The organism is Virgibacillus tibetensis, from assembly GCF_036026595.1.
Lineage (GTDB): Bacteria > Bacillota > Bacilli > Bacillales > Amphibacillaceae > Virgibacillus_P > Virgibacillus_P tibetensis.
In genome coordinates this window covers 379,554-391,769 of the sequence record NZ_JARZFX010000001.1, presented here as the reverse complement: position 1 = coordinate 391,769, position 12,216 = coordinate 379,554, and the positions used below count along the sequence as shown (strand labels likewise).

Sequence of the window (12,216 nt, the reverse complement as noted above, 5' to 3'; positions counted from 1 at the left end):
AGACTGGATTACCACTTAGTCCACACTATAATCCCTTTTAAACGTCAATCGAACAGTCTAGGAGATTTCCTCAGCAGTCCTTAACCGTTCCCTAGCCTCTTTTGCAGTGAAGATTTCATAGAGAATAAAAACAGTCAAACTGGTGGCCACCCAGTTTGCTATTTGCGACTCTAATCCCCTCTAACACCACTCAAGGCAGGCTACGCTGCAAATAAGGTGTCCCTTACCATATTGTACAGGTTCATACCCCATTCCATAATGGTCCCTAGGCTTAGTTACCACTACAGAGATGGGCCTCCACGGTAATCGGGTCAACGCCCACATGCCTTTGTGGATCGCCCAAAAACCTTAACTCCCAGCACTGACCCAAGGCTGGGCGCCTCAAGCCAACACAAGGAACTTCATCGATATGCCCTTTGGCAGATTTTTAGGCCCGCCTTCAGGAACGGAGGACTGACTAGAATACTGCACCATTCCTATATTCCTTATAATTATAACATATAATAGCGGAGACTTCCAGAAAATATTAGTGATCTCTCTGACTGAAAAAATCTGTCAACTGCATTAAATAAGAGTGTTCAGCATTGGCTTTCTTTAGTGCTTCTTTCGCCTTCATGACATAGGAGTTCTTCTGTTCAACAGCACCTTCTAAACCCAATAGTTTCGGATACGTGCTTTTTTGATTTCCTTCATCACTGCCTACTGGTTTACCGATTTTATCCGGGTCTCCAGTAATATCTAAAATATCATCTTGCACTTGAAATATTAAGCCTAAATAATAAGCAAAATCCTTCAAATAGCTTAATTGTTCACTTGTAGCTTTTCCCAGGTATGCTCCTGCGTATATAGCAAACCTTAATAGCTCACCTGTTTTATGGGTATGAATTTCTTCAAGCTCTGTCAGGGTAATTGGAAGGTTTTCAGCGTGCATATCCAGCATCTGCCCGCCTACCATTCCATTCGGTCCGCTGGAGTAAGATAACGCTTTTATAAGGTTAACTTTTTGAGTATCATTAAGCAGTGGGTCATTAGAAATGACCTCGAAGCTATATGTTAACAGAGCATCCCCTGCCAGTATGGCGGTAGCTTCATTAAATTCTTTATGGTTCGTGGGTTTACCTCTTCGATAGTCATCATTATCCATTGCAGGTAGATCATCATGTATTAAAGAATAGGTGTGAATGAATTCAAGCGCAATTGCTGAAGTAAGAGCTTTTTGTGTATTGTCACCATATGCTTCGTAAGCAGCAAGTAATAGGACTGGACGTAATCTTTTCCCTCCAGCTTTCACAGAATAGAGCATGGATTCTTTTAGCTTATCAGGGATAACAAGGTCTTCTAGGTATCTAATCAGTTCTTTGTGTATTGCTTCCTTCTTATCTTTAATATAGTTGTTTAGGTTCTCCTGCACAGTTATTCTTCCTCCTGTATATCAAACTCTTCAAGATCTCCTTGCTCATTCATTATCTGGGCCATTTTTTCCTGAACGTTTTTTAGTTTGTCATTACATAGTTTTGACAGATTCATACCTTCTTGGTAATAATTAATCGCCTTTTCTAGTGGGACATCTCCCTCTTCCAGTTTTTCAACAATTACTTCTAGTTTTTCCATCGCTTCTTCAAACGTTAGCTCTTTGTTCTTACTCATTCGGATCCCCCTCTACTTCCAATACTTTACAACTTAAGTTCCCATCCATCAAATTAATCTTAATAATATCCTGTTTTTTTACTTGTCTGTATGATTTAATAATTTCCCCGTTGTTATCATATGGAACAGCAAATCCGCGTTTCATTGTTTCCAATGGATTTAATAAAGTTAATTTCTCTAAATTATTTGATAATTGAACGCTCTTTCGTTTGATAGCCTCATTAATATAGTAGCTTTGTTGTTTAACATACTGATTTAATTGCTTCTTTGATCTTTCCATTTGATTTTCAGGGTGTTGATTTTTAAAACGAGTGTACAGATTTTTATACATTTTATTCTTTTGATCCAATTGATTTAACAGCGTTTTCTGGACGTTCTCAACGTGTTTATCCAATTCCTGTTCCTTTTGTTTTAAAAGCTGTTCTGGGTAACGAAAGGCGTAAGATTGCTTTATGCGCTGTAAATGTTGATCATTGGTAGTAATTTCCCTATCCAATTCGCGTGTCATAGACCGGCTGAGAGTAACTATTCTGGCCTTTAACTCATCTTGGGACTGTACTGCTAATTCAGCGGCTCCTGTTGGTGTAGCTGCACGTAAATCAGCCACATAGTCACAAATGGTAACATCGGTTTCATGGCCGACCGCAGAGATAATTGGTATTTTCGATTGGAAGACAGCTTCAGCGACTATCTCTTCATTAAAACTCCACAGCTCTTCAATGGAACCACCACCACGCCCAACTATTAATACATCGAAGATTGCTTTTTCATTAGCCAATTCAATTGCATTCTTTATTGAATTGGCGGCATTTGGTCCCTGCACAAGTACTGGAAGCACTGTAACTGCTGCAATTGGATACCTTCTTCTTAATGTTGTGATAATATCTCGAACCGCTGCACCAGTTGGTGAAGTTACTATTCCAATATGCTTTGGAAATAATGGAATTTCCTTTTTATGGGTGTCGTCAAAATAACCCAGTTTATGTAATTTGACTTTCAATTGTTCGAATGCTAAAAACAATGCACCGACACCGTCTGGTTCCATTTGCTGAATGTATAACTGATATTGACCATATGCTTCAAAAACACTTATCTCACCTTTTATTAAAACATTCATTCCATTCTCTGGGTTGAATTTCAAAGATCTGTTGTTTCCTGCAAACATTACAGCCTGCATACGGGATTGTTCATCCTTGATTGTTAAGTACATATGTCCACGACTGTGGTGTTTAAAATTAGATATTTCACCCTTGAGCCAGATGTTCTTTAAATGGGGATCTGTATCAATCTTACGTTTAATATACTTAGTTAAGGCAGTGACTGTTAAGTAGTTATTCTTCAATTAATGGACAGCCCCTTGGCTGCTTTAATTGTATTCTTCAGTAACATTGCAATTGTCATGGGACCAACACCTCTTGGTACTGGTGTAATATAGGATGCTTTGCTCTTTGCACTTTCAAAGTCAACATCTCCTGTTAACGAACCGTTATCTGTTCTATTTATACCCACATCAATTACAACGGCATCCTGTTTAAGGTGATCCCTATTAATAACATTTGGAATCCCTATGGCTACTATTAGGATATCTGCTCTTGTAGTATGTTCTTTTAAATTACGAGTTTTCGAATGACAATAAGTAACTGTTGCATTTTCATTTAATAACAACTGACCCACAGGCTTACCAACTATATTACTTCGTCCAATAACAACAGCATGTTTACCTTGAATAGTAATATTTCTTGATTTCAGCATGGTTACAATTCCGTATGGTGTACATGGAAGTAATGAATCATTGCCTGTCATCATCCGCCCTATATTTATTGGATGAAATCCATCAACGTCCTTAGACGGTATGATTGTTTCAATAATATGTTCTTCCTTTATGTGTTCTGGAAGTGGAAGCTGAACTAATATTCCGTGAACAGAAACGTCCTGGTTTAACTCTTTAATTAGATTAAGAAGTTCTTCCTCTGTAGTAGATACTGGAAGCTCAATGATATCTGAAACAATACCAGTTTCCTCGGAGGCTTTTTTCTTCCCGTTTACATATGATTTGGAAGCAGGGTTATCACCCACTAATATTACTGTTAAATGAGGAATTATGCCTTTCTCTTTTAACTCTGAAACTTCTTCTTTCATATTATTTCTTAGTTCCTGAGCGAGATCTTTTCCATTAATTACTGTAGCTGACATAGCTATTATCTCCCTTCATGCAATGATTTTTGACAGAACTCCATTGATAAATTTTCCTGATTTATCATCCCCATATGAGTTAGCCAGTTCTACAGCCTCATTTATGGAGACATTTGTTGGAATGTCTTCTAAAAAGTTAATTTCATAAGTTGCAATTCGCAGAATGGTTTTTTCCACAGATGCTATTCGGTGGATGGACCAATTTTCAAGATTCCTTGTAATAATATTGTCTATTTCAGTCTTATACTGAGCTACACCTTCTACAAGCGCAGTTAGAAATGTATTATTCTCTTCATTTTCAAGAAACTCTGCTATTGCTGTGGTAGGTTCATTGTCATTTATATCCAATTGAAATAGTACTTGAAATGCCTTCTCTCTTGCTGTATGTCTATTCATCTTTATAGCTCCTTTGAACATATCTCCTACAAATAATAACATGATTAGATAGGCAAAGCTAGAATCTAATCATATGCAGGATAGAAATTCTAATCTGAATATATCAAGGCCAAAAGACAGAGTCTTTTGGCCTTGATATTATTCGAAATTTTCTTCTGTACTGTCTTTACCGTCCATCTGAATCCCGACAACATGAACATTTATTTCATCAATCTCTAATGCTGTCATATTTTTTAGTGTCTGCCTGATGTTCGACTGTATCTTTTGAGCGACCTGTGGAATTGATACGCCAAAGTTCATTACTACAAATAGGTCAATTAAGATCCCACTTTCAGTCAGCTCTACCTTAACCCCTTTGCTATGTGATTTCTTACCGAATCTCTCAACTACACCAGAGGCGAAATTACCTCGCATTGCGTATAGACCCTCAACCTCAGCAGCAGCTATTCCCGTAATAACCTCAATAACTTCAGGTGCGATTTCAACTTTCCCCAAGCCCGTATTATCACTTACATTTAACAAAGGTTGCTCACTCATCGTTACCACTCCTTTATTAATACTTAATGAAAGTCGGAATATTTCTATTCTTCCTTTTCCAAAATTGGATTGTCCTCCAAGAAATTCGTATTAAAATCTCCTTTAAGAAAAGTATCATGTTCCATTATCAACCGGTGAAACGGAATAGTAGTAAAAACTCCTTCAATGACAAACTCATCCAATGAGCGTTTCATCCGTTTAATTGCTTCTTCACGTGTAGAAGCATACGTTATTAGTTTGGCAATCATTGAGTCATAATAAGGAGGTATACTATAACCGGGATAAGCAGCTGAATCTACTCTCACCCCGAAGCCTCCTGGTGGAAGATACATTTCTATTTTGCCAGCGGAAGGCATAAAGTTCTTAAATGGATTTTCAGCATTGATTCTGCACTCAATTGACCAACCGTTAAATTCAATATCTTTCTGCTTAAAAGAAAGTTCCTCGTTATTAGCAATATTTATTTGCTCTTTAATTAAGTCGACCCCTGTTACCATCTCTGTAACAGGATGTTCTACTTGAATTCTTGTATTCATCTCCATGAAGTAGAATTCTTTACTTTTTCTGTCAAAAATAAACTCAATGGTACCAGCACCTACATAGCCAACAGCCTCAGCTGCTTTTACTGATGCTTCGCCCATTTTCTGACGAATTTCAGGTGTAATTGCCGGGGAGGGGGTTTCTTCTATTAGCTTTTGAAGTCTTCTCTGAATAGTGCAGTCCCTTTCACCCAAGTGTACGACATTGCCATGCATATCGGCTAACACTTGAATCTCAACATGACGGAAGTCTTCAATATACTTTTCTATATAAACACCAGGATTACCGAAAGCCTGCTCAGCTTCTTTTTGGGTAACTCTGATCCCTTTGGTTAATTCCTCTTCATTCCTCGCTACACGAATTCCCTTTCCACCACCACCAGCAGTTGCCTTTATTATAACTGGATAACCAATGTCTGCTGTTATATCAATTGCATCTTGTTCATTGGCAATAATTCCATTAGATCCAGGTACAATTGGTACGTTTGCACTTTTCATCGTTTCCCGTGCTACATCTTTGATGCCCATTTTCTGAATCGATTCTGGAGTTGGGCCAACAAAGATAATATTGCATGCTTTACAGATCTCTGCAAAGTCAGCATTCTCCGCTAAAAACCCATACCCAGGGTGAATAGCATCGACTTCAGTTAATGTAGCTACACTCATAATATTAGTAAAGTTAAGATAGCTGTCTTTACTTAACGTGGGCCCAATGCAATAAGCTTCATCTGCTAATTGAACATGCAGTGATTCTTTATCTGCTTCAGAATAGACAGCCACAGTTTCTATGTCCATTTCTTTGCACGCACGTATAATTCGAACTGCTATCTCCCCTCTGTTAGCAATTAACAGTTTCTTAATCAATCGGTCCATCCCCTTACTTCTTCTTTACTCTAAATAGTGGTTGTCCATATTCTACTAATTCGCCGTCCTCGGCTAGTACTTCTACAATTTCACCTGTTACTTCTGCTTCTATCTCATTAAATAATTTCATTGCTTCAACAATACAAACGACAGTGCTACTCTCCACCTTGCTCCCTTTTTTTACATAAACATCACTTTCAGGGGATGGTGCAGTGTAAAGCGTGCCCACCATCGGAGATACAATTTCAACATCATAATCAACCTGTGTCTCCGTTTTAGACTGTTCCTGTTCGGATTCCTTAGTTTGAATCTTTTCTTCTGTATCAACAGACTCCTTTGTTATCGGTACTGTCTGCTGTACGACCGGCACAGCTTCTTCTTGCTGCTTTACGGAGCTAGTACCGTCTGCTTTTTTCAGAGATACCGTTGTTCCGTTTGTCTCATAAGTAAATTCGTGAATAGATGATTGATCTATTAACTTGATTATTTCCCGTATTTCTTGAACTTTTAACATTTCTGCACCCCTTTGTTTAAATAAAAAAAGTCTTGTTATTAGCTACTAATAACTTCTCTTAAACATTTTACGATAAACAAACATAAAACATCAAGGGAAATAAAGTGTGTTAGTATGAAATGACTGTTGTTATTGGTCTAATTTGATTCAAAAAAACGTATCACAGAGTTGGAAACAATAATTACTATGTATCCATCCTTATTTTAATTATAACAATGTTATTCTAGCAAAGCGAATTGTTTTCTAATCGGACATAATATTAAATAAGGATCCGGACGTAGTAAACATCCGGGCCCTTATTTATTATCATCCTATTATTCGCTTTTTTCAGTGGGTTGGAAATTCACATCTACAGGTACTTCCCCAAATTCATCTCGTACCATTTGCATAATATTTACTACTTCAGACTTAGATAGCTGTTCCACTTTTACATGAACATGCACTTTATCGTTATCTGAGCGAACTAGTACGTCTTGATAGTCCGATGCACCCAATATCGATTCCTCTAATATAGTTTCTTTGGTTGAAATGTTTTCTAATACATCTATATCCTTTAAAGCTTCTTCTTTTTCATCCGCAGATGAGCTGCTTGAGGCAACAACATCTGTTAAACGATCTTTTTTCATACTACGTTCGTCTTGTAGTTCCATACGGATTGTAGTAAACAGCTCATCCTGTCCCAGATTTGTAATGTCACTTACTTCTGCATCATCGCCTCCATTTGTATCTGCTTCATTGGAATCTGTTGTCATTGTCTCTTCTGAATCACTTTGCCCACTATCAATATAGGCCAGATCTTCGTTAGTTGGAGAGGTCATATAATAGACACTCAGGACAATCATTAAACTCAACATGGTTAACAGCCACACCGTTTGTTTCTTTAACATAAATTTATTCCTCCCTTAATTCTTTGGCATTACAGAAACTCTATGTGTTGGAACATCAAGTACACGAGATACCGCTTCAATTATCCATTTTTTCACTGTTGCATGATCTGCTCCCTTTGCTACAACAAATACTCCTCTTACTTCTGGCTTTTTTGTTTGTATCAATAAAGGAACCTCTTTATCCCCTTGCCTCACCAGTACGGTTTGAACTTCTTCTGTACTGTCTTCTACTTTCCTCGTTCCTCCGTTTCTATCATTCTCATCACTTGTTTGCTGTCCTTTTATAAGATTTTTTTCATATACCTTAATATCTGTTGAATCAAGATTCACCATTACCTCAGCTTCTGAAACACCTTGTATCTTGTTTAACATAGATTCTAAATCCTTTTTGTAAACTGATTCCAGTTCATCTACATTTGAAGTAGTGGACGCTTCTTCTGCCACTGGTTCATGAATTGTTTGCTCCATCTGATTTTCAAAATTTTGCTCTATATCTGCTTCCGGTGGTTGTGAGGTAAACACATTACCCAGGATAATCAGAAGTAGCCCAATTAGAGCGAGTACGATTATATAACCAGTTTTTCTTGACGGTTGTTTTATTTTACTCTCACTATCTTTTTGTTGAAAATAATCTTGGATTTTTTTTTTCAAGATGCCCCTCCCTCCCACATGATAGTTAACTTCTTGTTATCAAACTCCCAAATCTCTCTTAATAATATCTCGATCTGATCAATATCTTGTCCTTCATCAACTGCTGGGTCGTCCATATTAATTACAACGTCTTCAACTAAACTCACTGCTCCCTCCCCGTTCTCTAATTCTCGCAGATACACAATGACTTCTTCCAGATTATCAAATGCCAGATCACTTTCTGCAATAAATACAAATTCGATGTCCGTAATAATTGCATGATAGTTTTCAAACAATGGATCTTTTGCTACCTCTTTTAGTTGAACAGCCATTTGTTCTAAAATATATGCATCCTGAGGTGCTTGTATTTCTTTTTTTTGAAATTCAATTAAATTTTCGATGGAATCGCTGCTTATATTTTCCTGATTAAGCTGTGATAATGAGGTTTCCAAGGCTTCTTGTATGTTTATATTGAATAAAAAAAAGACAGGTTTTAGTAAGATAAGAATTAAAATCAGCCCAACTACTAATTTTATATATTTTTTCATGCTAGTTGCCGGTATTAGTAAATCTATTATTGCAGCCAATAATAAGAAAATTATTATTTGAGTAACCCATTGGGTCAGCACTTCCATTTTTATCATCCTATCTTAGAAGGAGAGTAATATTGCTTGCCACAACAATGATTACGATGGCTAATAAAAACATAAAAGATACAGCGAGCAAGCATGCCAGAGTATAGACAATATACTTACTGATCGTATTTAAGGTAGAAATAACAGGCCCATCGCCTATTGGTTGTAACACAGCAGCCGCTATTTTATAAATGATGGCAATTGCAAATATTTTTAAAGCGGGAAATAGGGCCAGAAAAATTATGATTACTACCCCTACAATACCTACAGCATTTTTTAAAAGTAAAGAAGCACTTAATATAGTATCTGCTGCATCAGTAAATGTTCGCCCCACAACTGGGATAAAATTACCAGTAATGAATTTTGCCGTTTTCATGGCTACTCCATCCTGAATGGCACTGGCTGCACCTTGAACTGACATTACACCAAGAAATATAGTTAAAAATACTCCAAGGACACCCAAAGCAACGGTTTTAAATAAATTCGCCAGGTGAGTAACCTGATAATTTTCACTTAGACTACTTACAATTAATAATAATGCCGATAAAAATAACAGTGGAAGGATAAAGTTTGAGATTAAAACCCCACTTACATGAATTAGAAAAATTATGATAGGGTGGAAAAAAGAAACAGAGACTGCACTCCCAAAGGTCGCCATTAAACCCAAAACCAGAGGCAGTAATGCAATCATGAAGCTACTCATTGTATCAATTGCATCCTTGGCATATGAAAAAGCTAAATAAAAGCTGTTCAATGCTATAAATATAAGTACTAAATAGACAACAAAATAAGCAATTTTACTAACTGTGCTACGTTCAAATGCGTTATGCATTGTTTGTAGAACAATAGAAAATAATGTAAGCATTAAAAGTAATCCAAGTAGTTTTCCATTTAGAATTAGTTCGTGAAACAAAAATTCAAGAATCCCAATAAATATATTTTTTAGTGAAAAGGAACCTTTGTTTTTAATAAATTCATAGATGCTGGTTTTTTCCAGTTCAGGCAAGTAACCTCCATAGTCATTCACTAGCTCGTCCCAATAACTTTGGACCCTGTCGAGCGATATCTTCTCCAGCATTAGTTCATCTAAATCCTCCGTTTGAGGTGCTGCTAAAGCAACTGTTGTTTGTGCAGAAATGGAAATAATTAAAGCGAACAGTAATATAACCATTCCTTTATTTCGTTTCATTCACCATAATTACTCCTTTCATACTGGAATCATGTAGCTGGCAGAAAGCTCAAAATAGCCTCTATTACTGCAGTAATGATCGGTACAGCAAGCAGAAGGATGAATATTTTGCCTGCCAGCTCAATCTTAGTTGCCACTGATACTAGACCTGCATCCTTTGTTAAACTAGCTCCAAGTTCTGCAATATAGGCAATCCCTATTATTTTCAGAATTGTTTCCATGTACATTCCTTCAACATTTGCTTTTTCTCCTAAGGATTCAATTAAACGAAAAATACTGCCTATTTGCTGAATAATAGATAAGAAAATTATAATTCCGGTTATAAGGATTAAAAAGAAGGCAAATGATGGGCTTAGATCCTTCAAAACGATATACAATATACTTGATATAATCCCTAAAGTGACGATTTGTAATATATCCATCTCATTTACCCCTGGAAAAGAAATACAGATTTAATCTGTTGAAATAAATCCGAAAGACCATTTATTACCATGACAAGAACGATAATAAACCCCAACAATGTTGCAAATTGTGCGATCTCTTCTTTTCCCATTTGCTTTAATATGGTATGAATCAATGCTACTATGACTCCGATTCCTGCTATTTGAAATAATATCGTTGCATCAGTAAGCATAGATGGTCTCCTTTCCTCCTTAAATAAGCAGCAATACAATAAACAGTCCACATAATACCCCTAAGCCTTTCGCCATTTTACTATATTTATATTGGTTATCCCTAGCTTCCTCCAGCTCGCGGTCCAGATGACTGAGGGTGAGTTGAATATACTTTTGCTGCTGATAAAAATCATGCTGACCTAATGTCCGGCCAAATTGCTTAAGAATTTCGCTTTCATTATTTCCCAAACAAGAGACCCTTAGAAAGTCATTAACATTCTTGTCCCACAGACCTGGTAACTCTGTATTGCCGTTTTTCATAGAAAGACCCAAAGCATGGAAAAAAGACTTAGAAGGTTGTGGTATCTGTTTTGCAATTGTTATAAATGCATCCTGCAATGGTGCTTGACTATACAGTATTTCTGCTTCTAATATCTGAAGAGCATTCTTCACCTGCCTGATATGCTTTGGCCGATTATTTAATTTATTACTCCACTCAAATCCGATCCATGTTGTCGTGCCTATGAAAAGAAGTGCTCCAATCCACTGCATTCGATAAGCCCCTCGATTTCTGTAGAATATTTACCTCATTATGATCGTATATAGAGTTAATACGACCTGGATCACGATGTTTCTCCAGCAAAACGATGCGTTTAAACACGTGTTGAAGAAACAAAGGTTGTATAATTGGTCTTTTTTTCAGCTCAGTTAGTGATTGACCATGTATTGTACAAATTACAACTACACCTGCATTAATTGCCTCCAGCAGTGCTGCGACATCGCTCTTGCTGCCAATCTCATCTACTACAAGAACGTCCGGTGACATGGAACGGATCATCATCATCATTCCTTCAGCTTTAGGGCAGGCATCCATCACATCTGTTCTACGCCCTAAATCATGTTGGGGAACTCCCTTTATAGAAGCACCTATTTCTGATCGTTCATCAATAATTCCTACTTTTTTTGCTGGAACATTTCCCCAACCTGTTGCAATTAACCTGCTGACATCCCTTATAATAGTCGTTTTTCCAGTTTGCGGTGGTCCAACAAAAAGGGTACTGAGATAAGCAGATTTATACATATAAGGAATAATAGGTGTAGCCGTTCCAATTATTTGCTTTGCAATTCGAATATTTAAGAAAGTGATATGCTGAATTGCTTTAACATTGCCACCTAGTGTATTCACTTTTCCCGCAAGACCTACCCGATGTCCACCTTCTATGGTTATATAGCCTTCACGAAGTTCGTCTTCCATACGATAGAGTGAGAATTCACTTAACTGGTTTACAACAAATACAAAATCTTCCCTTACAGAAGTTATCTCAACCCATTCACTTTCCGTATTGAATATCAGTTCAACCTGCTGATTTAAACGAAGCCGGATTTCCTGCAGTAACTGCCACCTGAATGCAATTTTACTTTCTATTAATCCTTTTAGTTCGTTTGGAAATAAACGCAGAATCTCTTCCATAACTTGTCCCCACTCTTTAGTAGTAGCTTTATAGTAAAATGTATGTTTAACTGTTAAAAATATGACTAGCTGACTTTATTCCATCATATTTGCACACACA

Annotated in this window: 16 protein-coding genes; all 16 read right to left on the bottom strand. The window is 37.0% G+C overall.

All coding sequences use genetic code 11. The features are described from left to right. Positions 1-526: 526 nt before the first annotated feature. The gene (locus tag QGM71_RS02170) at positions 527-1,411 is read right to left on the bottom strand and encodes a polyprenyl synthetase family protein (RefSeq protein WP_327605865.1); all 885 of its coding nucleotides are present in this window, start codon (positions 1,409-1,411) and stop codon (positions 527-529) included. A 2-nt stretch (positions 1,412-1,413) separates the two neighbouring features. Beyond that, on the bottom strand, positions 1,414-1,647 hold the full coding sequence (locus QGM71_RS02165; protein ID WP_327605864.1) for an exodeoxyribonuclease VII small subunit: 234 nt from the start codon (positions 1,645-1,647) through the stop codon (positions 1,414-1,416). After that, entirely contained in the window at positions 1,640-2,989 is a 1,350-nt protein-coding gene (gene xseA / locus QGM71_RS02160) for an exodeoxyribonuclease VII large subunit (protein ID WP_327605863.1), read from the bottom strand. Before xseA ends, QGM71_RS02165 begins: the two co-directional genes overlap by 8 nt. After that, positions 2,986-3,840, bottom strand: a complete 855-nt coding sequence (gene folD, locus QGM71_RS02155) for a bifunctional methylenetetrahydrofolate dehydrogenase/methenyltetrahydrofolate cyclohydrolase FolD (protein ID WP_327605862.1) — start codon at positions 3,838-3,840, stop codon at positions 2,986-2,988. The genes xseA and folD overlap by 4 nt, the downstream gene beginning before the upstream one ends. Positions 3,841-3,855: 15 nt before the next feature. Further along, positions 3,856-4,236 carry a transcription antitermination factor NusB gene (gene nusB / locus QGM71_RS02150; protein ID WP_327605861.1) on the bottom strand — a complete coding sequence of 127 codons (381 nt, stop codon included), beginning with the start codon at positions 4,234-4,236 and terminating at the stop codon, positions 3,856-3,858. A 138-nt stretch (positions 4,237-4,374) separates the two neighbouring features. After that, positions 4,375-4,773 carry an Asp23/Gls24 family envelope stress response protein gene (locus QGM71_RS02145; RefSeq protein WP_327605860.1) on the bottom strand — a complete coding sequence of 133 codons (399 nt, stop codon included), beginning with the start codon at positions 4,771-4,773 and terminating at the stop codon, positions 4,375-4,377. A gap of 44 nt (positions 4,774-4,817) precedes the next feature. Next, positions 4,818-6,176, bottom strand: a complete 1,359-nt coding sequence (gene accC, locus QGM71_RS02140) for an acetyl-CoA carboxylase biotin carboxylase subunit (protein ID WP_327605859.1) — start codon at positions 6,174-6,176, stop codon at positions 4,818-4,820. A 13-nt stretch (positions 6,177-6,189) separates the two neighbouring features. Beyond that, positions 6,190-6,690, bottom strand: a complete 501-nt coding sequence (gene accB, locus QGM71_RS02135) for an acetyl-CoA carboxylase biotin carboxyl carrier protein (protein ID WP_327605858.1) — start codon at positions 6,688-6,690, stop codon at positions 6,190-6,192. 314 nt (positions 6,691-7,004) lie between these two features. Beyond that, the gene (locus QGM71_RS02130) at positions 7,005-7,577 is read right to left on the bottom strand and encodes a SpoIIIAH-like family protein (protein WP_327605857.1); all 573 of its coding nucleotides are present in this window, start codon (positions 7,575-7,577) and stop codon (positions 7,005-7,007) included. A gap of 15 nt (positions 7,578-7,592) precedes the next feature. Next, entirely contained in the window at positions 7,593-8,228 is a 636-nt protein-coding gene (gene spoIIIAG / locus QGM71_RS02125; RefSeq protein WP_327605856.1) for a stage III sporulation protein AG, read from the bottom strand. Continuing rightward, entirely contained in the window at positions 8,225-8,842 is a 618-nt protein-coding gene (spoIIIAF, locus tag QGM71_RS02120) for a stage III sporulation protein AF (RefSeq protein ID WP_327605855.1), read from the bottom strand. The genes spoIIIAG and spoIIIAF overlap by 4 nt, the downstream gene beginning before the upstream one ends. A gap of 10 nt (positions 8,843-8,852) precedes the next feature. Further along, a complete protein-coding gene (gene spoIIIAE, locus QGM71_RS02115; protein WP_327605854.1) occupies positions 8,853-10,031 on the bottom strand; it encodes a stage III sporulation protein AE in 1,179 nt (392 codons plus the stop codon). A gap of 29 nt (positions 10,032-10,060) precedes the next feature. Then, a complete protein-coding gene (gene spoIIIAD / locus QGM71_RS02110) occupies positions 10,061-10,453 on the bottom strand; it encodes a stage III sporulation protein AD (protein WP_327605853.1) in 393 nt (130 codons plus the stop codon). A gap of 5 nt (positions 10,454-10,458) precedes the next feature. Next, positions 10,459-10,665, bottom strand: a complete 207-nt coding sequence (gene spoIIIAC, locus QGM71_RS02105) for a stage III sporulation protein AC (RefSeq protein ID WP_327605852.1) — start codon at positions 10,663-10,665, stop codon at positions 10,459-10,461. 19 nt (positions 10,666-10,684) lie between these two features. Continuing rightward, on the bottom strand, positions 10,685-11,197 hold the full coding sequence (gene spoIIIAB, locus QGM71_RS02100) for a stage III sporulation protein SpoIIIAB (RefSeq protein WP_327605851.1): 513 nt from the start codon (positions 11,195-11,197) through the stop codon (positions 10,685-10,687). Further along, positions 11,142-12,116: a stage III sporulation protein AA gene (spoIIIAA, locus tag QGM71_RS02095; RefSeq protein WP_327605850.1), complete on the bottom strand. Its 975-nt coding sequence runs from the start codon at positions 12,114-12,116 to the stop codon at positions 11,142-11,144. Before spoIIIAA ends, spoIIIAB begins: the two co-directional genes overlap by 56 nt. Between the last annotated feature and the right edge of the window lie 100 nt (positions 12,117-12,216).

Excerpts from the sequence above, each read along its gene's own strand:
- folD (WP_327605862.1), bottom strand. The coding sequence starts at position 3,840 with ATGTCAGCTACAGTAATTAATGGAAAAGATCTCGCTCAGGAACTAAGA.
- QGM71_RS02130 (WP_327605857.1), bottom strand. The coding sequence starts at position 7,577 with ATGTTAAAGAAACAAACGGTGTGGCTGTTAACCATGTTGAGTTTAATG.
- spoIIIAA (WP_327605850.1), bottom strand. The coding sequence starts at position 12,116 with ATGGAAGAGATTCTGCGTTTATTTCCAAACGAACTAAAAGGATTAATA.
- spoIIIAE (WP_327605854.1), bottom strand. The coding sequence starts at position 10,031 with ATGAAACGAAATAAAGGAATGGTTATATTACTGTTCGCTTTAATTATT.
- accB (WP_327605858.1), bottom strand. The coding sequence starts at position 6,690 with ATGTTAAAAGTTCAAGAAATACGGGAAATAATCAAGTTAATAGATCAA.
- nusB (WP_327605861.1), bottom strand. The coding sequence starts at position 4,236 with ATGAATAGACATACAGCAAGAGAGAAGGCATTTCAAGTACTATTTCAA.
- spoIIIAD (WP_327605853.1), bottom strand. The coding sequence starts at position 10,453 with ATGGATATATTACAAATCGTCACTTTAGGGATTATATCAAGTATATTG.
- QGM71_RS02145 (WP_327605860.1), bottom strand. The coding sequence starts at position 4,773 with ATGAGTGAGCAACCTTTGTTAAATGTAAGTGATAATACGGGCTTGGGG.
- spoIIIAB (WP_327605851.1), bottom strand. The coding sequence starts at position 11,197 with ATGCAGTGGATTGGAGCACTTCTTTTCATAGGCACGACAACATGGATC.
- spoIIIAF (WP_327605855.1), bottom strand. The coding sequence starts at position 8,842 with ATGGAAGTGCTGACCCAATGGGTTACTCAAATAATAATTTTCTTATTA.
- QGM71_RS02165 (WP_327605864.1), bottom strand. The coding sequence starts at position 1,647 with ATGAGTAAGAACAAAGAGCTAACGTTTGAAGAAGCGATGGAAAAACTA.
- spoIIIAC (WP_327605852.1), bottom strand. The coding sequence starts at position 10,665 with ATGCTTACTGATGCAACGATATTATTTCAAATAGCAGGAATCGGAGTC.